This is a genomic window from Roseimarinus sediminis, assembly GCF_050433125.1.
GTDB lineage: Bacteria > Bacteroidota > Bacteroidia > Bacteroidales > Prolixibacteraceae > Roseimarinus > Roseimarinus sediminis.
In genome coordinates, this window is sequence record NZ_JBNPXV010000021.1 from 1 (window position 1) to 22,568 (window position 22,568).

The 22,568-nt window shown below is 33.2% G+C and carries 18 protein-coding genes; 17 read left to right on the forward strand and 1 reads right to left on the reverse strand.

Annotated elements, in window-relative coordinates; translation table 11 throughout:
- Window positions 1-155: 155 nt before the first annotated feature.
- Window positions 156-956 carry a 23S ribosomal RNA methyltransferase Erm gene (gene erm, locus FHS86_RS18075; RefSeq protein ID WP_088653487.1) on the reverse strand — a complete coding sequence of 267 codons (801 nt, stop codon included), beginning with the start codon at window positions 954-956 and terminating at the stop codon, window positions 156-158.
- A 461-nt stretch (window positions 957-1,417) separates the two neighbouring features.
- On the opposite strand from erm, the gene FHS86_RS18080 reads away from it, so the two are divergent.
- The 17 genes from FHS86_RS18080 (at window position 1,418) to FHS86_RS18160 (ending at window position 22,355) form a co-directional block, all read left to right on the forward strand.
- Window positions 1,418-2,833 carry an ATP-binding protein gene (locus tag FHS86_RS18080; RefSeq protein ID WP_429417133.1) on the forward strand — a complete coding sequence of 472 codons (1,416 nt, stop codon included), beginning with the start codon at window positions 1,418-1,420 and terminating at the stop codon, window positions 2,831-2,833.
- 176 nt (window positions 2,834-3,009) lie between these two features.
- A complete protein-coding gene (gene asd / locus FHS86_RS18085; protein ID WP_429417136.1) occupies window positions 3,010-3,894 on the forward strand; it encodes an archaetidylserine decarboxylase in 885 nt (294 codons plus the stop codon).
- Between the two features lie 417 nt (window positions 3,895-4,311).
- Window positions 4,312-5,325, forward strand: coding sequence for a DUF1848 domain-containing protein (locus tag FHS86_RS18090; RefSeq protein WP_429417139.1), 1,014 nt, complete (start codon window positions 4,312-4,314; stop codon window positions 5,323-5,325).
- Window positions 5,326-5,327: 2 nt separating this feature from the next.
- Window positions 5,328-6,359 carry a 3'-5' exonuclease gene (locus tag FHS86_RS18095; RefSeq protein ID WP_429417142.1) on the forward strand — a complete coding sequence of 344 codons (1,032 nt, stop codon included), beginning with the start codon at window positions 5,328-5,330 and terminating at the stop codon, window positions 6,357-6,359.
- A gap of 1 nt (window position 6,360) precedes the next feature.
- Window positions 6,361-8,016, forward strand: a complete 1,656-nt coding sequence (locus FHS86_RS18100) for a hypothetical protein (protein ID WP_429417145.1) — start codon at window positions 6,361-6,363, stop codon at window positions 8,014-8,016.
- A complete protein-coding gene (locus FHS86_RS18105) occupies window positions 8,009-9,562 on the forward strand; it encodes a hypothetical protein (RefSeq protein ID WP_429417147.1) in 1,554 nt (517 codons plus the stop codon). Before FHS86_RS18100 ends, FHS86_RS18105 begins: the two co-directional genes overlap by 8 nt.
- A 511-nt stretch (window positions 9,563-10,073) precedes the next feature.
- The gene (locus tag FHS86_RS18110; protein WP_429417150.1) at window positions 10,074-12,632 is read left to right on the forward strand and encodes a TrlF family AAA-like ATPase; all 2,559 of its coding nucleotides are present in this window, start codon (window positions 10,074-10,076) and stop codon (window positions 12,630-12,632) included.
- Between the two features lie 369 nt (window positions 12,633-13,001).
- The gene (locus FHS86_RS18115; protein WP_429417153.1) at window positions 13,002-13,457 is read left to right on the forward strand and encodes a hypothetical protein; all 456 of its coding nucleotides are present in this window, start codon (window positions 13,002-13,004) and stop codon (window positions 13,455-13,457) included.
- Between the two features lie 577 nt (window positions 13,458-14,034).
- Window positions 14,035-14,622, forward strand: a complete 588-nt coding sequence (locus FHS86_RS18120) for a TetR/AcrR family transcriptional regulator (protein WP_429417156.1) — start codon at window positions 14,035-14,037, stop codon at window positions 14,620-14,622.
- An 11-nt stretch (window positions 14,623-14,633) separates the two neighbouring features.
- Entirely contained in the window at window positions 14,634-14,972 is a 339-nt protein-coding gene (locus FHS86_RS18125) for a cupin domain-containing protein (RefSeq protein WP_429417159.1), read from the forward strand.
- Between the two features lie 158 nt (window positions 14,973-15,130).
- Window positions 15,131-15,841: a DUF6134 family protein gene (locus tag FHS86_RS18130; RefSeq protein WP_429417161.1), complete on the forward strand. Its 711-nt coding sequence runs from the start codon at window positions 15,131-15,133 to the stop codon at window positions 15,839-15,841.
- A 15-nt stretch (window positions 15,842-15,856) separates the two neighbouring features.
- Window positions 15,857-16,654 carry a sulfite exporter TauE/SafE family protein gene (locus tag FHS86_RS18135; RefSeq protein ID WP_429417163.1) on the forward strand — a complete coding sequence of 266 codons (798 nt, stop codon included), beginning with the start codon at window positions 15,857-15,859 and terminating at the stop codon, window positions 16,652-16,654.
- A 22-nt stretch (window positions 16,655-16,676) separates the two neighbouring features.
- On the forward strand, window positions 16,677-17,405 hold the full coding sequence (locus FHS86_RS18140; RefSeq protein WP_429417165.1) for a phosphatidate cytidylyltransferase: 729 nt from the start codon (window positions 16,677-16,679) through the stop codon (window positions 17,403-17,405).
- 10 nt (window positions 17,406-17,415) lie between these two features.
- Entirely contained in the window at window positions 17,416-18,090 is a 675-nt protein-coding gene (locus FHS86_RS18145) for a diacylglycerol/polyprenol kinase family protein (RefSeq protein WP_429417167.1), read from the forward strand.
- Between the two features lie 37 nt (window positions 18,091-18,127).
- On the forward strand, window positions 18,128-19,240 hold the full coding sequence (locus FHS86_RS18150; protein ID WP_429417169.1) for an SDR family oxidoreductase: 1,113 nt from the start codon (window positions 18,128-18,130) through the stop codon (window positions 19,238-19,240).
- A 53-nt stretch (window positions 19,241-19,293) separates the two neighbouring features.
- A complete protein-coding gene (locus tag FHS86_RS18155; protein WP_429417171.1) occupies window positions 19,294-19,887 on the forward strand; it encodes a CDP-alcohol phosphatidyltransferase family protein in 594 nt (197 codons plus the stop codon).
- A gap of 17 nt (window positions 19,888-19,904) precedes the next feature.
- A complete protein-coding gene (locus FHS86_RS18160; RefSeq protein ID WP_429417174.1) occupies window positions 19,905-22,355 on the forward strand; it encodes a DUF5686 and carboxypeptidase-like regulatory domain-containing protein in 2,451 nt (816 codons plus the stop codon).
- Window positions 22,356-22,568: the final 213 nt, after the last annotated feature.

Genomic DNA, 22,568 nt, shown 5'->3' on the forward strand with positions numbered 1-22,568 from the left:
GCGAATACTTCATTCCATTGCGATCCATTCGCCACCAAGGCTAATGAACATAAAAAACAAGAAAAAGACGACAAAGTGAGATATATAAACTAGTTGTGCGTCAGCTAAAAAGAAGACACCCACGATGGAAATACTCCCTGACAAAAAAGAATTGATTATGAAGGGTGGAACTTTTCAGGAACAACTTTCAGCATTTCAATAAAACATTCTTCCCATTGACTTGGAAATAGATTCACGATTTTTAAGTTCAAATTAATTCCAAATTTTTCGGAAATCTCATTAACCTGACTTTTTCTGAATATTAATTTTAAAGCCGTTCTGACAGATAAATTAGGTTTTTGTAACAGAAAGGATAGGAAATTTAAATATTTGACTTTCTGATTAAAATCAATATGTAAAGGTTTTCGTTCAATTTTAAGAAAAGCAGACTTAACAGTTGGAGGAGGTATAAAACTATTAGGATTTATTTCGTAAACTATCTTCAAACTATAAAATGTATGATATAGGATAGTGTAAGGATTGAAGATTTTGTCTGCAAATAACTTTTTAGCAGGTTCTAATTGCAGGAAAATTGAACCGCCCTGAAAATTTTCCATATTTTCAAACATCAATATTTTTAAAATTTCTGATGTTATACCAAATGGTATATTAGAAACAACCTTAAACGAAAAATTAGGAATTTTATAATTTCTGAAATCACATCCAAAAACTTGAATGTTTTGAGTTTGTTTAAACTTGTGTTTTAGATATGTTATTAACTCAAAATCATTCTCAATCGCAATGACTAATTTTGCCTTTTGTAGTAGATGTACAGTTAGAAATCCTTTTCCTGCACCAATATCTAAGACCGTATCGTTTTGATTAATTCTTGATTGTTTTATTGCATCTTCAATTAGCACTTTGTCAATTGTAAAGTGCTGACCCGTAAATCTTACAGGTAATTTATTTTTATTCATTATGACTTCTTACAGGTGAATACTTGAATTCAAATCACAGCGAAGTGAAAGACAGTATTACCTGACAGCGCAACTATGACAAAGCAATGCATTCATTAAAAATGACGACACACTAAGGCATAGACTGTTTGTCTTACCAAAAAGATTATAGGAATTTTATTTGGGACTGTCTATCACTTAGATAGTCGTCCAAGGTCTGCTGTAATACATAATGAAAAAAAAATTAAATAATTGAATGCAAAATTAGTAACTTTGTTTTAATTTGCAAAAAAAAATGAAAAAAATAAAAGCCGTACGCACAACAGGCGGTATATTTTATTGCCGAGATAGTGCGGGTTTCAGCGTTTCTACATCTAATAAACTTTCGTGTAACTTGACAGGACAGTGCTTCGAAATCGGCAACAAAAACATACCGCCAATCCGTTAGGGTGCATTATAAACTAACACACAACCAATTAAATATGAACATACTATTAAGACTTTTTAGGACATACAGATTAAAAAATGTATTTACTCCGAGTTCAATAGCACGACTCACATATGTTGAAAGACTTGAATTAGAGAGGGATTTAAAAAAATTTCTGGAAATGCCAGGTATGCAGATAGTTTTGTATGGACATTCTGGTTGCGGAAAATCCACGATAATTAACAATATCTTGGATGAATTAAAAATCAGGAAAATAACAAGTAGATGCGAAAGTTCGACTACATTAAATGATTTATTACTTAATGCTTTTGATAAATTAGACTTGTATTATACTTCGGAAAAATCCTGTAAAGAATCTAGTAGTATTAAAAGTGAACTGATTGCAAAATATAGTGAAATTGGAGCTGCAATTTCTGGCACTTTGACTCAAGAAGAAGGTACTACAAGCAAACGAATTATTCCAGTTCAACTTACAACTCAAAGACTCGCAGAGTTTTTAGGAGCTGCTAATTGCATTTGGATTATTGAAGATTTCCATAAAGTCAATGATGTTGAGAAAAAGAAGATTGCAGATGTTTTAAAAATATTTGTTGACACATCAACTGAGTATCCAAATGTTAAAATTGTATGCATTGGAGCAGTTGGCACTGCACGAGAATTAGTTGAATTGGATAGTAATTTATCAACTCGTATTGCTGAGATTTATGTCCCGCTTTTGAAAGATACCGAATTAGAACAAATAGCTAAAAAGGGATTCAACTATATGAATGTAAGCTTTAATGGCCCTATAAAAAACAAAATAATTTATTACTCCAATAATCTCGCATCTGTATGTCATCAAATATGTTATGACATTTGCTATAATAAGGAATTGACTAAATCAAAACTATTTACTACAAAGATTAGAGAAGAAGATTTCAAGACAGCAGTGAGCTCTTTTGTTCGCAAAAACACAGATACTTATACAAAGATTTATGATAGGATTTGTACTGACCGTCACAGAAAAGACATCATAGTTTCACTTTTCAAATGTGAAAAAGAGTTTATTGGCGGAAATGAATTATTTAAAGAGACTAAGAAGGTTCAATCCTTGCCCAAACCTGTATTTGACGAGAGGTTAAATGAATTAATTTCAATAGAATATGACGAGGTAATCAGGTTTGATAGAAACTCAAAAAAATATTCTTTTTCTAGTCCATTTTTTCAAGCATTTGTTAAAATGAAGCTTGCATTAGAAGATATTGAGCAAAAAGAGAGAGATTTGAAAAAACGAAGAAAATTTGATTTATCAAGTGATTTTGTTGAGAAATTTCCAATGTCAATGCTTATCACAGACAAATTTCTTGAAGGATATTACCAAGAATTGGATACGTATTTCTCAAGGAGAATAGAACAAATAAAACGTATTGAAAATATGCAAAATGAGATGCTTAAGAAAAACAGGAAATAACGCACCCTAACAATGTATAAAAATAATAGCCGTTTCATCAGTAAATTCAGGGGTTGTAGCCCGCTTCAACTTTTCTGTAACTTGACAGGAAAGTGCCACGCAGTCGGCTACTATTCTTATACGAACCGTTAGCAACAAGTGTGACAGAAAGAGGCTAAGCAATAAATAGGTTCAATATGGAAATTAAATATATAGACAGAGAAAATAAGAAAATTCATATAGAACATCCTCCTGTAGAAGGATTGTTGAAATTTCTTTATAATAATCCTGTGGGAAATAAAACAATACTACCAATTGTTAAACGCAAACTAATTACTGAATGGTACGGAAGAATGATGGATAAACCTTCGTCTATTAGAAAAATTAAATCATTCGTTGACAATTTTCAGATTAATATAAATGAGTTAGAAAAAAGAATTGAGGAGTTTAAATCGTTCAATGATTTCTTTTGCCGAAAATTAAAGCCTAATGCACGAAAAATTGGGAATGGATTGATATCGCCAGGAGACGGAAGAATTTTGACTTTTGAAAAGATTTCAGATTTAAACAATTTTTACATAAAAGGTCGAAAATTTACATTGTCTGAATTTTTAGCAGATGAATTTTTAGCAGAGAAGTATCAAAATTCCTCAATGGCAATTCTTCGTTTAGCACCTAATGACTACCACCGATATCATTTCCCTTATGAAGGGAAACCTTCAAAATCTATAAAAATTAAAGGAAATTACTGTTCGGTTTCACCTTATGCATTGTTCAGTAATTTAACAAAAGTATTTTGCGAGAACAAAAGAGAAATATGTAGTTTAAATATAAACAATAAGAAAGAAATTTTAATTGTTTCAGTAGGTTCAACAATGGTTGGTTCTATTAATTCTACTTATAAACCCAATGTGTTTGCAAATAAAGGTGAAGAAATGGGATATTTTTCATTTGGTGGTTCTACAGTTGTATTAATATTTGATTCGAGTATTTTTAAAATAAATCAAGACTTATTAGAAAACACAAAATTAAATTTAGAAACATATATAAAAATGGGGGAAGAAATAGCCATTGAAAACTAACACCAGTTGCTAACAATGTGTATAGTGCATAAGGGTTTCAGAGGTTTTCGAGCGGTATCACCCGCATCAATTTTGGGTGGTAACTTGATAGGTTTGAAGTCCGCAATCCCTTACGACACCATACACTCACCGTTACCGCCAAGTGTAAGAGACAGACAACGACATTGAAAAGTAAACCATTGTGAAAGGACAGAAAAACAAAATATCGAAAAGACCAGAAAGCCGACACTCAAGCCGACCCTATGTTTTTTATTTTTTTGCCACCGCACATTTTTTAAAACAATTGCCGACCCACATTGCACACATTGCCAAAGCCTCACGAGCCATCGCAGAAACCAAAGCTTTGTCAAAGAGTGCAATTTTGCCGACACACCAAAATTTTGTACTTTTACGAAAATTTTAAAACATTGTAATTAAATGAATTGGGACAAAATAAACATAACAAAACAGGACGGTGAAGTTGTTGAAGCTCAAGCCCCAATTATCATTTCTGCCAGTCGCTCAACAGATATCCCTGCTTTTTATTCAGATTGGTTTATTCAAAGAATCAAAGAGGGCTATGTAAAATGGAAAAACCCTTTTAATGGAGTTCCATTATATGTTTCATTTAACAAAGCTAGACTAATCATATTCTGGTCAAAGAATCCAAAATCAATGCTAAAACATTTGGACTATTTGGATGAAAGAATTAAAAATTACTATTTTCAATATACTTTAAATGATTATGACATTGAGAAACTTGAACCCAATGTCCCCAATGTTCAATCAAGGATTGAAACATTCATAGAATTATCGGAACGTATTGGAAAGGGTAAAGTTATTTGGCGTTTTGACCCATTGATTTTAACAGATAAAATTGGTGTTGATGAGCTATTGAAAAAAGTAGAAAATATTGGTAATAACTTGAAAAATCATACAGAAAAAATGGTTTTTAGCTTTGCCGATATTAAGTTATACAAAAAGGTTCAAAACAATCTCAGAAAAAACGCTATAAATTATCAGGAATTTAACGAAGGACGTATGAATGAATTCGCAGCAGGTCTTCAACAGTTAAATAAAACATGGAAATTTGAAATCGGAACTTGTGCCGAAAAGATACCATTAGAAAAATATGGAATCATTCATAATAAATGTGTTGACGATGATTTAATGATAAAACTCTTTCCGCACGATAAAATATTAATGGATTTTTTAGGAGTAAAAATAACTCCTCCCGACATCTTTAACCCAAAAGGAGGGATTGAAAAAAAGAAAAACAATAAGGATAAAGGGCAACGTGAATTTTGTGGATGTATTTTTAGCAAAGATATTGGAGAGTACAACACATGCCCACATCTTTGTGAATATTGCTATGCAAACGCTTCAAAAGAAATTGCTCTTGCAAACTGGAAACAACATAAACAGAATCCCAATAACGAAACAATCAAATAATTATGGCAGGATATTATTTTAATTTACCGCAAATTACACAACTTACAATTCCGCAACAAGCGGCACTAAATGAAACAAAACAAATTGCATTGTCCGGTGGGCCTGGGACTGGGAAAAGTGTGGTTTCATTATGGCGACATATTTCAAATTATCAAAAAGGAAAAAAAAGTTTATTGCTTACTTATACAACAACATTAGCTAAATATCTAAGTGCTTGTTGTACTACACAAAATCAAAATGCTGCTAATAATGTAAAAACTTCATTGCGAGGAAAACCTCAAATGGGTAGCTCTTTGAATGAAGTCATTGTTGATGAAGCACAAGACTTGCCAATAAATTATTATAACGATATTAAACGTATTTCAAATGTATCATATGGTGCAGATGATTCTCAGATACTTTATCCCGATCAGTGTTCACATCAAAGTCAATTAGAAGAATTATTTAATTCTAATGTACCTTATGTTTTAGACAGAAACTTTAGAAGCACACAACGCATAATGCAATTCGCAAGAGTTGTATTTCCAAACGCTTATATTCCTCAAGCAACAATTTCTGGATTAGCAAATAATATTGGAGAGTTGCCAATACTTCTTATCTCAAATGGGGATAGATATGATAAAACAAATAGCAAACAAGATAATTCAATTTTTGAAATAATAAACTCATTCAGGTCTGATACACATAACATTGCTATTCTTGTGCCTTGGAAAAGTGATGCTCAATTATTTGAAAATGTAATTAAAGAACAAATAACCGATTTTAGTATTTATTACGAAGATTCAACTAGATTTCCCAATGGTTGTGGTAGTATTAAAAATGTTCACATAACCACATTCAAATCAGCTAAAGGACTAGAATTTGACACAGTAATTATTCCCAATTTTCATAAATACAATGAGATTTGTGGTTCTTTTAATGTCGAATGGCAAGATTACTATGTGGCTGCCACAAGAGCACGAAGCAACCTCTATTTAATAAGCCATTATGATATGCCTCAATTAAAATCAGTAACAGATAAATCATATATTTAAAATGGAAACTAAATATTATTTCCCAATAAGTTCTGCTTCTCTTGCCCATTACTTCGGTTGTGCTTGTATAAAGCCAAGTAAATATTTTTACAACAAGCAAGAAGACTTGCAAGATAGATTTAATGAGTTCCTATTAATAACAACACATTTTGGTACTGAACAAACTGATTGTTGTTTAGAGCTTGTAATAACAAAACAAGAAACGGAAGATTTGATTGATATTAAAAATGGTTGGTTCCTTTTTGAAAAGCCATTGCCAATAACAAGAGTAAAAAAAATATACTTTTCAAGTAAGGAGCGTAAAGAACATACGATTACTAATATTGTTATGAGTACAGCGTTTGTTCCAAATGACCTGATTGATGTTGTAAAAAGCTTTGATAACCCCAAAGCAGATAATTTTCAGAAACCACAAGATATTTTTGTAAACTCTTATATTGACAAATTAAAAAACTTTGATAGCTATTTAGGTGGATTTTCATTAATGCGGTTAGCTGGTGAAGAATATATGAATTATTCTGAAAATTATTTTGCTACGCTTTCATTCTTCAATGAAAATATTCAAAAAGATTTAGAGTATGCAAAAAGTAATATTGATACACGATATCAAGGTGTATTTACTGGTAAAAATGGATTTGATAAAATTATTCCTTATTTAAGCAAAACGATTGATGAAAATGATGTTAATAGTATTGCAAAAGAAGAAAAACAAATAATAAAGAAAGATAAAATTACACGCATAGTTGACCTAAGCAGTTTAGAAAAATGGACTTATACTATTGCAGTATTAAATACATATGGAGTCGGAAATGAATCAAAGAAAAAGAAAATAGAAGAATTGATATTATCTAATTTTAAATCAGACATTAAAACCGGTAAATCAGAAGGAATCGCTCTATGCTACGGCATGAACAGAGGATACTCAGTTTTTTCTAATAAATATAATCTTGGTAGAATTGAAAAAATAATAAAATTCCAATTAAATAGTCAGATAGATTATTATACAATAGAAAGTATTTATCAATATGTTTTTAATGAGAAAAAATCAATTAGTTTTCAATATTTAGACAACTGGTGTCCAAAAATGAAATTTTCAAAAATTGGCAAAAAAACAGATTACAAAATTTTAGATGTTTTAGTTATTGGCAAGAAGCCCCCAAAACCATTATCCAACGAATGGTGGGCAGAAAAACTCCCTTTTTTTCTTCAATCAAATAAACTCGTAGAGAAAACATTACCTCAAATTTTTCAAGAATTGGGCGAAGCTATTTATGAAGATGTAAAAAATGAATTGGAAGGAGATTATGAAAATAAAATTGCCTTTGAAAAAGAAGAAAATGAAAAGATTAAAAATGAATTATTTAATGAGAGAAAAAAAATAGAGGAATTACAAAGTAATAAAACGCCTAAAAAGGAATATGTCTTAAAAGAAGAGAAAGAAACAAAATCAATTGTTTCAGAACCAATGCCTTATCAACAACTACAAGAAGATATAAAATCCATTGTTGAACAAGTTCTTGCGTATAAAGGAAAAACACAAACAATGCTTAAAAATGAAGCAAAAAAACGTGGGATTAATTTACCTAATGGCATAAAGCAAGATGAAATAATAATGTTGCTAATGTCAACAAAAGATAATAATTTGTTCAATGAATAGTATTTTTGATAAACTTTTTGAAGTTGCTAATTCTAGAGAAGCATTAGATAAATATCTAAATGCAAATATGCTAACTGTAAATGAATTTTACAATTCAAATTATGGTAGTTTATTATTGGCAAAAAATTCAATTGAAAAATTTATTCTTTTAAAACACGGTATTATTTCGCAATTGGATTATTCCAAGAGTTATGCAAAATCATTTGTGTTGATGCTTTTGGATTATTGCGAGAGATTCAATTTTATTGCTGCAACTCCTCATATTCATAGAATACTTACTGATAATTTAATACCAATTAATTGTCGACAAAAGGCTGCATTACATTTTTTATACCCACGGCCAAATACAAATTCTGAACTTATAGAAAGATTTGATTCTATTTGTGAGAATTTGCAACTCGCAATTGACAATGAGGAAGATAATGATAGTAAAGCTATTGCTACGTTTCTAAATTACTATGGGATTATTGTCAATGATACTCCTTTTCAATTTCTTGAACAAGTAAAAAGGAAAATAACCAATGCACAAGATAATAAGGACTATCAATTTTTGCTAACCGAAACAATTACAGAACTTATAAATTTTAATATACAAGACAAGGATGCAGTATATGTTCTAGTGCAGAGTATCATTGATAGAGTACTTGGTAAAGAAGAAATATTTGTCTTTGTTCCAAGTGACAATGTTGAAACAGAGGTTATTGGGCAAGATTTATTTATTGAAATTAATACAGATTATTCAAAAGAACTCATTCCTATTCCAATCGATTTTGATTCAATTCGTTCTGTTTCGGTTCGTCATGCTGATGGTTGTAATCTCACTAATAGGGGCGTGAAAATACTCGAATCAGAAGCCGAATTATATGAGTATATGAAACGCTTTGGAAATATGCACAAAGCTAAGTTAGAAGCAGCATTGGCTCCCTTACCCGATAACTTTTCAACAGAATTAAATATTGTTGATTGGGGCTGCGGACAAGGTTTTGGTAGTATGATTTTCATTGAAAAATTTGGCACTGAAATTATCCGCAATATTTCTCTCATTGAGCCGTCTGAACTTTCATTAAAAAGAGCAGCTTTACACATTAGAAAATATAATCAAAATATACCCATAAGAACAATATGCAAAAAACTGAATGAACTTGATGAATCAGATTTTACAGGCACACCAGCAGATATTACAGTTCATTTGTTCTCCAATATTCTCGATATAGATGATTATTCGCAAACCCACTTGATAGATATAATTGAATGTACTCAATCTGGCACTAATTATTTTGTTTGTGCAAGTCCATATATCGATGAAATTAAAACAGAACGGTTAGAATCCTTTAAAAGGAATTTTGAATCCAAATACGATAGTTTTGAATTATTGCTTGATGTTAGTAGTTCAAAGAATCCAAATGATGATTTTTGGTGTTGCAATAATACACACAATAAACATAGAATATCTCATGGCACTTACTTTAATTGCAAAGAATATACAGAAAATGGTTGCAATAACAAATGGACAAGAGTAATAAAAGTATTTAAAGTAGAATTATGACAATCCACGCTATTTGCAAGCACATTGCCAAAGCCCCACGAGCCAACGCTTTAACCAAAGCTTTGTCAAAGAGCTTGCAAAGCCAACGCACCGAGAGTAATTGTTTTAAAAAATTTGCCGACACTTAAAAAAAACGCTAACACACCAGCCGACAGAAAAGAAAGAATGTAAAATGACAATGAAACGGAAACTGAATAATGACAATGGTTTACAAGACTGGAAGACAGAACACCAGGCGGTAACATGCGGTATATTTTATTGCCGAGATAGTGCTGAAATCAACGGCTGTGGCTCGCTTCAAACTTCATCGTGGCTTGACAGTGACGTGCTCCGAAATCGGCAACAAAAACATACCGCTGTCCGTTGTGTTTCATGCAAAGAGAGACCCATACAATAAAAGCCAACGCACATTTGGCACATTTGCAAGCCCTAACCCACGAGCCAATGCTTCAGCTTGCAAAAGAGCCAAATTTTTGCCGACGCCCAAGCAAAACGATATAAGAAATTGAATATGACAGATTACAATAAATTCAAGAGAGGCTCTGAATGGAGAAAATGGGACTTACATGTTCATACAGCATCTTCGTATGATGCATACAAGGGAGATGATGCGAATGAACTTTTGACCAAAGCGTGGATTGAGAATAATATTTCAGCTGTAGCTATAACAGACCATTTCTTGATTGACAACCAAAGAATAAAAGATTTAAGAGCACTTGTTCCAGATATCACAATATTTCCAGGAGTTGAGTTAAGAACTGACAAAGGAGCAAGCAATCTTCATGTGATTTTAATATTCTCAGAGCTTACGGACATTGATGAGTTATCTGAGAAATTTAGGGTTATAATGATTAACCAAAAAGCAAAAGCAAAGGAAAGTGACGATACTATTTATTGGGACTTCAATGACATTCTTGAATTTGCTCAGGAAAATGAAGGATTAGTGTCATTACATACAGGAAATAAAACACAGGGACTAGACCATGTTATTACAAATAAAATGCCTGTCAACATGGCTATCAAAACTGAAATAGCTGGCTATTCTCATTTTTATGAAATTGGAAAAATAGAGGATATTCAAGAACATATAGAAAAAGTGTTTCCTCATATCGGCTTCAAACCACTTGTGCTTTGCTCAGACAATCATGACCCAAGAAATTATGAGATAAAAGAAAACCTATGGATTAAGGCTGACACGACATTCGAGGGATTAAAACAATTAATCTATGAACCATTAGAACGTGTAAAAGTCCAACAAAATAAACCAGAAGAAAAACGAGGTTACTATGCAATTGATTCTATAAAGCTATCAGAACAAGGATTCTGGAATCAAACAATTTTCCTAAATGAAAACCTAAATACTATAATTGGAGGTAGAGCAACTGGGAAATCAACATTGCTTTCTTGTATTGCTCAAAAAGGTGGAGTTCAAGTTGATAAAGACTTCATTAATAAACACTCGAATAATATTGAGGTAACATGGAAGGATGGAGAAATAGATACCGAAAGAGATATTGACTTCTTTCCTCAAAGCTATATGTTTGAAATTGCATCGGACTCAAAGAAAAGAGATTCCCTAATTGAAAGAATTATTGAGGATTATGATGTAGAAAAATATTTCGAGACATATAAAGGTTTTACAACTTCAAATAAAAATCAACTATCTCAATCAATTCGAAGCCTTTTCAATATTCAAGAAGAAATTTTTGAAATTAATTCAGTGCTAAAGCAAAAGGGCGACAAGCAAGGTGTTGAAACTGAAATCAAAAGTATCAACGAAAAACTTACGAAAAGTAAAGTAGATATTACAGAGGAGCAATTGACCACCTATAAAGAAATTAGTAAAGCAATATTTGAAAAAGAAAATCGAATTAAAGTTATTGATTCAGATATTATCCAACTAAAACATATTTCAACACAACAATTATTTAACGAATCATTTCAATATAGCTTTTCTTCATTGTCAGAAAACTTTAGAACTAATATACTGACTGATTTTGAAGCGATAAAGAAAGAATTTGAAGAGAAGTGGAAGGCTCAATTAGCAATTAGAGAGAAAGTGATTTCCGAAGAAAAGTCTAGGCTTCAACAGGAAATAGAGGTTGAAAAAGGGAAAGATGCCTATAAACTTGGACAAAAAGTCATTGAAAGTAATAAACAGTATCAAGAACTAACAGAACGTTTAAAATCAGAACAAACAAAGTTGTCTGAAATAAAAACGATTGAGGAAAAACTTAAAGCAAAAGCCACAGAAAGAAATACTTTAAAAGCTAATGTGATTAAACAACACATGGAGTTTAAGAATCAAATAGTTCAACTAAAAAAGGATTTGAATTTATCAAGCAGTGGTATAGAAATTTCTCCAAAGATATTTCTTAACAAGGACATGTTACGTGATTTTTTGACTTCGCGATTAAATCAGCAAGGAAAAGAACGTCAGGATTTTATTGCAAACTTTTATGATAATTACATAAAAAAAACAGACGAAGTTAGTACTGATTTCTTAAACCGAGCATTAGGAAATCAAATTGAATATAAGAGTGGTAATAGTAATCAAGACGTTACTGTTGAATTGCTTTCAACTAACTGGTTTGGAGTCACTTTTGATTTGAAATACCAGAGTGATGCTTTTAATAATATGTCACAAGGAAAGCAAGCTTTTGTGATTCTTAAATTATTACTAGAGTTTAGTAAAAAAGAATGTCCAATTCTCATTGACCAACCTGAAGATAGCCTTGACAATAGAGCAATTTACAATGAGCTTGTAAAATATCTTGTTGACAAAAAGAAACAACGACAAATTATTTTAGTGACACATAATTCAAATGTTGTTGTTAGTGCAGATGCTGAACAAATTATTGTTGCAAATCAGCAGGATGAGAAAAGCCCGAATGTTGATAGTGTTAAATTCCAATATGTTGCAGGTGGTTTGGAGTTTACAAAGGACAAGGATAATTCAATACCAATTACACTTTGGTCACAAGGGATTAGAGAACATGTATGTGAAATCCTAGAAGGAGGAAACGAGGCATTTAAAAAGAGAGAACAAAAATATAATATAAAGGAATAGTGCCAGCCCTTCGCAACCATACACATTGCCAAGTCGCTCAAAAAGCCAGCGCACTATCCAAAACTTGTCAAAGAGTATGGCTGCCCAAACGCACGGGCAGACTGCGGAGAATAAAGCACGAAAACACAACAATGTGTATAGTGCATGCGGGTTTCAGCGGTTTACGAGCGTTTGTGGCTCGTAAAAAAGGTTGGTGTAAACTGATAGGAAATCGCTTCGTAATCCCGCACGACACCATACACTCAACGTTGTGTGGCATTGAAATGAGCATCACAGAAATTTTTGCAGAATCTAAAAGCCTTGACAAAACAAAAAAAAACTCATAATAGTAATGACTTTAAACTGTTAATAATATAATCCTGACAAGACATGAAACATAATTTTTTGATAATTTTAATTTTATCGTTACTGATTTATAATTGCAAAAATGATATTGAAGAACCATCACCTGATGAATTTTTATCAAAAAACAATATCAACTTGAGTGAAATTCATGGTACATGGACATGGAACAATTCTCATGGAGGAGGCTGGGGTATGACTATATTGACACCTGAATCAGAAGGATTTTCCAAACAAATATCCTTTGAAGCAGATAGAAAATTCAAGGAGTTTATCGATTCAGAAATCACAATAGATACTTATTATCGCATTGACTCTACTGGCAGATTGGCAAATGGACTTGAGATCTATAAAATTTATCGTTTCATTGACAAAGAAGAACAAGAGTTTGTTATAAATCAAGAGGATGACACCACTTATTTATATTTATATGATTTAAATTGTAGGGATTGTATTGGGACTCATGTTTATTTAAAGGATTAAGAAACAACGACCACACAACATTTTGTTTATTGCATAGCGGTGGTGGTGCGTATTCGTTGTTCGGATTCTCGCACGATTATCCGTCCGTATCCGGACAGATAATCACACGTAATCCGCAACGACAACAAACAATTTTCCGTTACCGCCAAGTGTAGGAAACAGAAACGACAGACATAAATTGAAAAGTAAACCATTGTGAAAGGACAGAAAAAAGAAATATTGACAAGACTGGAAAGCCGACACTCAAGTTGACCCAATGTTTTTTATTTTTTGCCCATCGTACATTTTTTAACAATTGCCCACCCACATTGCACACATTGCCAAAGCCACACAAGCCAACGCTGAAACCAAAGCTTTGTCAAAGAGTGCAATCCTAATACCCCACGAAAAACAAGAATTACTTAGGATATTTAGCAAAACCAACCCCATTCAAAAAAACCAGAATTAAAACAATCACAAATTGTAATCCGCTAATTCTCTTTCTATTAAAAATAACTACAAATTTATTTGCATTGTTCAAGTTAAATGTCTTATATTAGCGAAGTGAATATTCACTAACTTAATAGAATTGAAAAAAATGACTTCTGAATTATCCGACAGACAAAAAGAAATAATTGATGTTTCGCTCGTATTAATTGCGGAAAGCGGAATTCAGGGACTAACCATCAAAAACCTGGCAAAAAAAATTGGCTTTTCCGAATCGGCTATTTACCGTCATTACGAAAATAAAATTGAGATTTTAGTGGCTATTTTAAACTATTTTAAAGAGAACACGGAAAGGCTTTTTACTGCTGAACTGAATGCAGAAGGCGATGGATTGACGAAAATAAACCATCTGTTTCAAAACCAGTTCAGGATATTTTCAAACTCGCCATCGCTGGTGGCGGTTATTTTTTCGGAGGAATTATTCAGAAATGAAGCGGTTTTGGTGAAGAAGGTTTCTGAAATTATGAATAATAATTTTGTTACGCTAACCCGCATTATTAAAGCCGGTCAGGAAAAAAACGAACTCCGTGCCGATGTTGATGCGGAGCATTTGGCTATTGTTGTAATGGGAACACTTCGTTTGTTTGTTAAACAATGGCAAATGTCAGGTCACTCATTTAATCTGCCCGAAAAAGGAAATGAACTTTCAAATTCAATAGAAATATTAGTAAAAAAATAAAAGTTAAAAATATGGAAATCAGAATAGTAAACGACATTAAAATGGAAGAAACACCGCACAAAGTTGAGGTTCGGAAATTGTACGATAAAGATTCGGCCCAAGCCATGCACATTACATTACAGCCCGGCGAAGCACTAAAACCACACCTAACACCAGTCGATGTTTTTTTCTATGTACTGGAAGGAACACCCGAAATTCTTGTTGGTAAAGAAAAAATTGAAGTGCAGGCAGACTGCCTTGTCGAAAGTCCAAAAGAGATTGTGCATTGTTTGTATAATAACTCCAAAAATATTGCACGTATTTTAGTGGTTAAAGCACCTAAACCAAGCACTCAGTCGAAATTGTTGTAAGGCGCTAAAAATAATAGGAGCTCAGGGCGGCTGAGCTTTTTTTTGACACAAATCAGTTAGTTATTATTAACTAACCAAAAATAATGGAATTCGGACAATATAATTTTTCAATCAGATTTAGAAGAAAGTGATTACGAAGACAATAAATTTTTGCAAGTATGAATAAAGTGAACATAAGGATAAACAGGAAGCAATTATCCAAAAACAATTTGCCCAAAAATGGTTCAACTGCGAATATTGATTGTTCTGTAAAAAAGGGGAAAAAGCACATGAAATGTGTATTCTTTCTGTTGTTTACTTTTGTTTTTTTTACTTCCGTAACCGCAAAACCAGTGACATTAATTGCCAAATATAATATATATATGTTAGGCGCAAATGTTGGTGAGTTCTCTGTCGTTCAGACAAATATCGATGGTAATGTAAATATTGATGCGATTACAGCGGTAGAGATAAATCTTCTTTTTTCCTATCGAATTAAATATGTTCAGAAAACAGAATACCATCAGGGAGTTCTACAAAATGCAAATGTTGAAACTTATAAAAATGGGAAGTTGAATTCCATTATGAGTATGAGTTATACGAATGATGCATACGAGCTTATTCTAAATGGAGACACTACAAATTTTAGCGGGTTAATTACTTATAGCGGGAGTTTAATATACTTCAATGAGCCCAAAACCACTAGACGAATATTCAAAGAGAGGAATGCTGAAATGAGACAAATTTCTCCGGAGGACAATCACACTTATGTTATAAAAAATGAAAAAGGAAAGTTGCTTAACAGGTATTTCTATGAAAATGGTGTATTACAAAAGGCGATTATGCGACATGCACTGGGAACGGTAGAGTTAATACACGTAAATGAGTAATAAAAAGTAAAATTAATGTTTGAATTTTCGCAAATAGAATCCGTTTATTACCTCCTTCCTTTGATTGGGTTGCTTATTGGTTTCTTCGGTACAATTCTGGGCGGTGGCGGTGGATTTTTTATTCTACCGATACTTACCTTACTGATTGGAGTACCTGCCCAAACTGCGGTAATTACTTCGCTGGTAGCGACTTTGCCCATTTGCATTGTTGGCTCGTTAGGGCATTTTAATAAAGGAAATATCGATTTTAAGGTGGGGCTAAAATTTGCAATTGCAGGAATTTTAGGGGCATTTATTGGCGCATCAATTACAAGTATTATAACCGCCGACCAACTTAAAATCGGTTTTGGAATTTATTCCATAGTAATTGCATCAAATCTTTTTGTGACAACATGGAAGAAGAAACGTGCAGAAAACAATAAAACTGGAAAACAGGTATTAACAGGATTTTCGAGAAATATGCAGAGTTCGGTTTTCGGGTTTTTTGCTGGAGCGATAACAGGAACATTCGGAACAAGTGGAACAGCACCAGTTTTGGCTGGCTTATTTGCAATTCGCATGCCTTTAAAATTAGTAATCGGAACTTCACTACTGGTGGTTTTGAGCAATACCATTTTTGCCGTTGGAGCACACTTTTTTATTGGAAAAATCGACCTCACATTAACTAGTTTTCTAACTGCGGGTTCGGTTATTGGAGCTGTAATCGGACCCAAATTCCTGTCAAAATTAAAAACTGATAAATCGGAAAATAAACTAAGGTATTTGTATGCCGCAATAATAGTAGTGTTGGGAATTTTAATGATTATGGGTTAAACAAAACAACCAGATATTGAATATGATACAAACGATTTACTATATAATTCTTATTTATTTTCTTCTGGGAGGGATAGGTTTCTATATCATAAACCGAAAAAAGGACTCCAGAGTTGCACTAAAAAGCTACACTAAATTTGGAGTGTATTTCATTATCATCAACTTCCTGTTTTTTAGTATTGTCATCAATCCGCTTGTATTTCAATATTTATCAATATTAATAATTGGCGTGGGATTTTTTGAAATGTTCCGGCTGTTCCAGAAATCGGGTTATCGGAACAACTGGTTTTACCTTCTTTCGCTCCTTGTTTACGGAACTTTTTCAACAGGTTTTTTGCTTTTTGGCAACTTGCAAAAAGAGCTAATCCTGTATTCATTCATCGTACTCTCTATTTTCGACAGTTTTAGCCAGATTACGGGTCAACTTTTTGGGAGCAAGAAACTATTCCCAAAAACCAGCCCCAATAAAACTTTGGGCGGTTTAATTGGTGGCGGATTAATTGCTATTACAAGCTCATTCTTTCTTAGCAATCTTTTTACAGAACCCGATTTAAAAACAACTGCAATTAGCCTGGGGGTGGTGTTTTTTGCTTTTACGGGCGATTTGGCAGCCTCGTTTTACAAGCGAAAATTTAATGTGAAAGATTACAGCAATTTAATCCCCGGTCATGGTGGTTTTCTTGACCGATTTGACAGTTTAATTGTAGCCGGGGCATGGGTTGCCTTCAACCAATATGTTTTAAACATTTAAAGAAAAAGAAATGATAAATACAATTATACTTTCATTTGTTTATTTGGCTGGAATCAGCCTTTTGTTGATTTTCAATGAGTTAAACTATCGTCGCCTCAAAGTTAAGGGCGAATTCACACGAAAATTTGCACACTTTACTGCAACGCTTGCAGTAGTACCGTTTCCATATATTTTTTCATCGCACTGGTACGTTTTAATCCTGGCGAGCGTATTTTTTGCTGTACTTTTTATTACGCATCAGATTAAACAATTAAAATCAATTCATGATATTGAACGTAAATCGATGGGGAGTTATTTATTGCCGCTCTCAATTTATATCACATTTCTAATTTCCGATTTATCTGACAATAAGTTTGTGTTCATTCTGCCCATGTTAATACTCGCAATTAGCGACCCCATGGCTTCGATATTAGGTACTAACATTGAAAATTATAATGGCAAGATTAAAATCTTTGGTCGCAAACTGGCAAAAACATATTTGGGTTCTGGTGCATTTCTGGTGTCTGGTTTTATTATCAGCGTTATCGCATTCTATTTTCATTTTAAGGTATTTGACCTAAAAACATTTTGGCTGTCTATAACTATTGCCATAACAGGAACATTTGCCGAATTGATTAGCTGGCGCGGCTCTGACAACCTAACAATTCCTTTAAGTGTAGTGTTGATTTTAATCCTATTCCTATGAAATGAGATTATTTAAACCATTTTAAAAAAAAAGAATTATGAAAACAATTATTGTCAACGGGGCAAATGGATATGTAGCCTCTAATTTCATCAATAAATTATTAAAACGAAACTATAAAGTTGTTGCACTTGTTCGGCCTGGCATTAAATCTTCATCTGAGGAAAGGATGATAAATATGTTGACCGAAATTAACGATGGCGCATATGTAAATGCCTCCAACCTGAAAGTAGTTGCTTACTCGCTGTTAGGTAATGATTTTTTGATTCCGACAAAAGAGTTAGAGAAATTTTTTAACGAAGAGGTGGACTATTTCCATTTTGCCGCCAGTTTGAAATTCGATTTAAAATCGAAAGATGAAATTTTTGCAACCAATGTTATGGGTGTTGAAAATTCAATCCATGTATTTTTGAAATATGCTAAAGGAAATTCTCGCTTCTTTTATATTGGAACCGCCTATTCTTGCGGAAGATTTACAGGACGTTTCGAGGAGAAATTCTACCCTAACGAAGGCATAGAAAACTTTCGAAATTATTATGAACAATCGAAACGTATTGCCGAGAATATTGTCAAAGAACACATAGAAAAAGACGAGTTGAGCGGACATGTTATCCGTTTGTCACAAGTGGTTGGCGATAATAAAACAGGTGTTACAAAAACAGATTATGGTATTTTCGATTTTGCAAAACGGATGCACAGCCTGGCGTTTCGTCACCCAAATCAAACAGTGCGGGTACATGTTAATCCCACGTCAACCCAAAATTTAATTCCAATCGATACGGTTGTCAATTATCTAATACGGACGGTGGAAGTAAAATATGTACCGACAATAATGAATTTCAGCGCCAAAAATCAGATAAAAAACATTCATATCATAAGAAGCATTAGCGAGTTATTACCTGTAAATATTGTTCCTGAAAGACGGTTAGAACGAAACGAAATGAACGCTTTGGAACGAATAATCTCCGCAGGTATGACTTTTACCGAAAATTACATTGACACGAATTTGCAGTTCGACACTAAAAACTTAGACAAAATCCTAATGGCTGCAGGTCACGAAGTAAGTGAAAATTCAGTTTACAAAATGCTGGAGTATTTTATCGGAAACCTTGCTGCACAAAAAGAAAAAGGGGCGATGGTTTCAGCACTATAATAGGTGTAAGTTATCATATTTATTCTTGTTTTAAATTTTCTAAAATAATCAAAATGAAAAAAATAATTATAAAAGGGGAAAGCGTTTTAAACGTTCCTAACCTCATCAGTTTATACCGTCTTTTAGTATTTCCTGTTATCCTTTTTATGGCGCTCACCGGTCGTGAAAGTTGGTTTGTGGTATTACTTTGTTTAAGCTTGATAAGCGACGTACTCGACGGTAATATTGCCCGATATTTCAAATTGCAAACCAATTTTGGCGCGGCGTTAGACAACCTCGCCGATATTTGTACTTACGCAATGGCAATTCTGGGTTTGTTTGTTTTTAAATGGGTGGATATCGAACCTCACGCTTGGTTTTTATACCTTTTCCTAAGTGTATTTATTTTGAGCTATTTTGTCTCTTTCTTCCGCTTTGGAAAAATTCCGGGTTTGCATTTGTACTCAGCAGTTTCGGCAGGTTATGTGCAAAGCATCTTTTTCTTTATACTCTTTGTTTTCGGCTTTTATCCCTGGATGTATTATCTCGCTGTGGGTTGGGGATTGCTTGCTTACGTCGAAAAAATTCTTGTGTTGCTGCGGCTCGATGATATAAAAATTGGAGTAAAAGGATTGTATTGGTTAATAAAATCGAAAACAGAACAATAGTTATCTCTCTATTTATAATGAGGTATAAAATCCTAATATTACTTATTCTGGCATTTTCTTCATTTGGCGTGTTCGGCAATGAAATCATAGGAAATGTAACAGATGCAAAAACAAACGAACCTTTGCCTTTTGTAAACATTTGGTTTAAAGGAACAAATCAGGGGACGATGTCAGATATTAACGGCGATTTCAAATTACCGTTAGGGATAAAAGATACACTTTGCTTTTCGTCGGTGGGCTATTTTCAAAAGGAGATTAAAATTGAAAAAGGAACTATGATGCCCATATCAGTTTCGTTGGTTGAGAATGTGAAAGAGTTGGGCGAAGTGCGCGTAAAACCAGAAGTTTCCCGAGCAAAGGTATTGTTCAAACAAATTCTTGAACACAAAAAATCAAATCAGGAAAATATGGAACGGGTAAACAATTACAAAACTTTTGCCCGTACTACCGTTTACGTTGCACTGGATTCGACAGCCCGTACTAAACGAATCATCAATAATTTAGATGAAGTAACCGTCAAAATGGATGGGCACGATTTAAAGTTTTCACCGATTTACCTTGCTGAATTAGGAACCTCAAACAGAAATCATAAAGATAGTATTGTGTACACTAAAAAAGACGGTATTTTTCCAAAACTGAACCAAACCATCGAAAGCCTGATTTTATTGAATGTAGTGGTTGACCTCGATTTTTATCAGGAACAGATAAATATTCTGGGTCGTGGTTTCTCATCGCCCATTAGTAATACAGCAAGATTGAATTACGACATTTTTTTAAACGACAGCACTATGGTTGACGGGAAGTTGTTTTACAGTTTTTCGTTTACTCCAAAAAATAAATACAACCCACTGTTTACAGGCCGCTTTACCGTTGATGGAGAAACGTTTGCACTTACCCATATTTATGCATACATTCAAAAAGAAGCAAACATAAATTTTGTTAACGGTTTTCAGGCAACAGTTTCATATAAACAAACGGAAGACGAAAATATCTGGTTTTACAACAACCAAGAAATTAGTTTTAATATGTCATTGGCGATGAATAAAGATACGGTTTCGAAATACGATTCCGAACGTATCAACGAAATCTCGGCAGGAAATTGGTTAGTAAATAAAACTACGCAGTATTCTACCGCAAAACGACTAAACAATGTTCGTGCACGCGAATGGAAAAACCAGCCCGAATTTACTTCCACTCAGTTGGATGAAGATGCATACCTGCGCATTGATAAACTTAAAGAAAACGATGTAGTAAAAGGAATTGACGCGATTGGCGGCATGGTTTTAACCAGTTACATCAACACAGGCAAAATTGAAATCGGGCCTGTATTTGACATTTACAGTACAAACGAAATTGAGGGACACAGATTTACCGTTCCTCTTCGCACAGGCGAAGAACTGTTTACAAATTTTACAGTTGGTGGTTTCGTGGGTTACGGAACAAAAAACAACGAATTCAAATTTGGTGTAAATGCGGCATACCAACCTTTACCCACCGACAAATTTGTTTTAAGGGCAAATTACTCCAACGATTATAATTTGGTTTCACAAGATAAATTCCTCAGATTCATCAAGAAAAACCCAAACACCAAGGGCAACGGGAATTTTATTGCCGCCTTTACTTCGTACGAACGAAATCCGTACTTAAAGGAAGAAACAAATTTTAATGTGATATTTGAATACAATGCCCGTGAAGATGTTACACTTGAAATTTCGCCCTACTTTCTTTCAAGCAAAAGTACGCCCGAAGTACAATTTGTACGAAATGGCATTAATTATCAGACGTATGAAAACTATGGTATATTAATGAATCTTCGACTGGCGTTTGGTCAGTATTATGACAAATATTATTTCACTCGGGTTTATTATATCGACCAAATTCCTGTAATTAACATTAGCTGGGACATTGGTAAAACCCATTTACCCACGGGTGAAAATAACTCGTTAGGACTTTATTCGCAATTGCATGGTTCAATTTCGGGGAAAATAAATATGGGACAAACTTTTATGCGTTACATGGTAAACGGTGGATATTTGTTTGGAGACGCACCTTACGATTTGCTCGACCAGCCTGTGGGTTCGATGTCGCTGGGTTTTGCAAAATACAGGTTCAACCTTTTGCACCACGCTTCGTTCGCACATAATTTATACACCAATATACATATCGATTACAACGGAGGAGGTGTAATTTTTAATAAAATTCCTTTTATTAAAACTTTGAAATTGCGCGAAATGGTTTCGCTAAAATCGCATTATGGCAAATTGAACAATAGTTACAAAGGAGTATTCGATTTACCTGATTATTATTCAAGTGAACAACAAAAACCTTATACTGAAATTGGTGTTGGAGTTACAAATATTTTTAAAGTTCTGCGAGTAGAATATGTCCGTCAATTGGGAAATTCCTATATCAACAGTGGTTTTGCCGACAAGGGCGGAATTCGGTTCAGGGCTGAAATGAGCTTTTAAATGATTTTTATTTCATATCACAATAAAGTTGAGATTCTACAACTTTAAAATAGTAATATATCGTAGCCTTTTTGCAATTACTCCTTTATGAAATGGAAAAGATGAAAAAAAATAATATAAATAACTTTGTAAGTTAGTTAATATTAACAAACTTTGTCGTATTATAAAAAGAACATACAATTTCAGAATGATTATAAAATTGTAATTCACAAA

Excerpts from the sequence above, each read along its gene's own strand:
- FHS86_RS18120 (WP_429417156.1), top strand. The coding sequence starts at position 14,035 with ATGACTTCTGAATTATCCGACAGACAAAAAGAAATAATTGATGTTTCG.
- FHS86_RS18095 (WP_429417142.1), top strand. The coding sequence starts at position 5,328 with ATGGCAGGATATTATTTTAATTTACCGCAAATTACACAACTTACAATT.
- FHS86_RS18155 (WP_429417171.1), top strand. The coding sequence starts at position 19,294 with ATGAAAAAAATAATTATAAAAGGGGAAAGCGTTTTAAACGTTCCTAAC.
- erm (WP_088653487.1), bottom strand. The coding sequence starts at position 956 with ATGAATAAAAATAAATTACCTGTAAGATTTACGGGTCAGCACTTTACA.
- FHS86_RS18135 (WP_429417163.1), top strand. The coding sequence starts at position 15,857 with ATGTTTGAATTTTCGCAAATAGAATCCGTTTATTACCTCCTTCCTTTG.
- FHS86_RS18110 (WP_429417150.1), top strand. The coding sequence starts at position 10,074 with ATGACAGATTACAATAAATTCAAGAGAGGCTCTGAATGGAGAAAATGG.
- FHS86_RS18100 (WP_429417145.1), top strand. The coding sequence starts at position 6,361 with ATGGAAACTAAATATTATTTCCCAATAAGTTCTGCTTCTCTTGCCCAT.
- FHS86_RS18090 (WP_429417139.1), top strand. The coding sequence starts at position 4,312 with ATGAATTGGGACAAAATAAACATAACAAAACAGGACGGTGAAGTTGTT.
- FHS86_RS18130 (WP_429417161.1), top strand. The coding sequence starts at position 15,131 with ATGAATAAAGTGAACATAAGGATAAACAGGAAGCAATTATCCAAAAAC.
- FHS86_RS18140 (WP_429417165.1), top strand. The coding sequence starts at position 16,677 with ATGATACAAACGATTTACTATATAATTCTTATTTATTTTCTTCTGGGA.
- FHS86_RS18080 (WP_429417133.1), top strand. The coding sequence starts at position 1,418 with ATGAACATACTATTAAGACTTTTTAGGACATACAGATTAAAAAATGTA.
- FHS86_RS18115 (WP_429417153.1), top strand. The coding sequence starts at position 13,002 with ATGAAACATAATTTTTTGATAATTTTAATTTTATCGTTACTGATTTAT.
- FHS86_RS18105 (WP_429417147.1), top strand. The coding sequence starts at position 8,009 with ATGAATAGTATTTTTGATAAACTTTTTGAAGTTGCTAATTCTAGAGAA.
- FHS86_RS18160 (WP_429417174.1), top strand. The coding sequence starts at position 19,905 with ATGAGGTATAAAATCCTAATATTACTTATTCTGGCATTTTCTTCATTT.
- FHS86_RS18125 (WP_429417159.1), top strand. The coding sequence starts at position 14,634 with ATGGAAATCAGAATAGTAAACGACATTAAAATGGAAGAAACACCGCAC.
- FHS86_RS18145 (WP_429417167.1), top strand. The coding sequence starts at position 17,416 with ATGATAAATACAATTATACTTTCATTTGTTTATTTGGCTGGAATCAGC.
- FHS86_RS18150 (WP_429417169.1), top strand. The coding sequence starts at position 18,128 with ATGAAAACAATTATTGTCAACGGGGCAAATGGATATGTAGCCTCTAAT.
- asd (WP_429417136.1), top strand. The coding sequence starts at position 3,010 with ATGGAAATTAAATATATAGACAGAGAAAATAAGAAAATTCATATAGAA.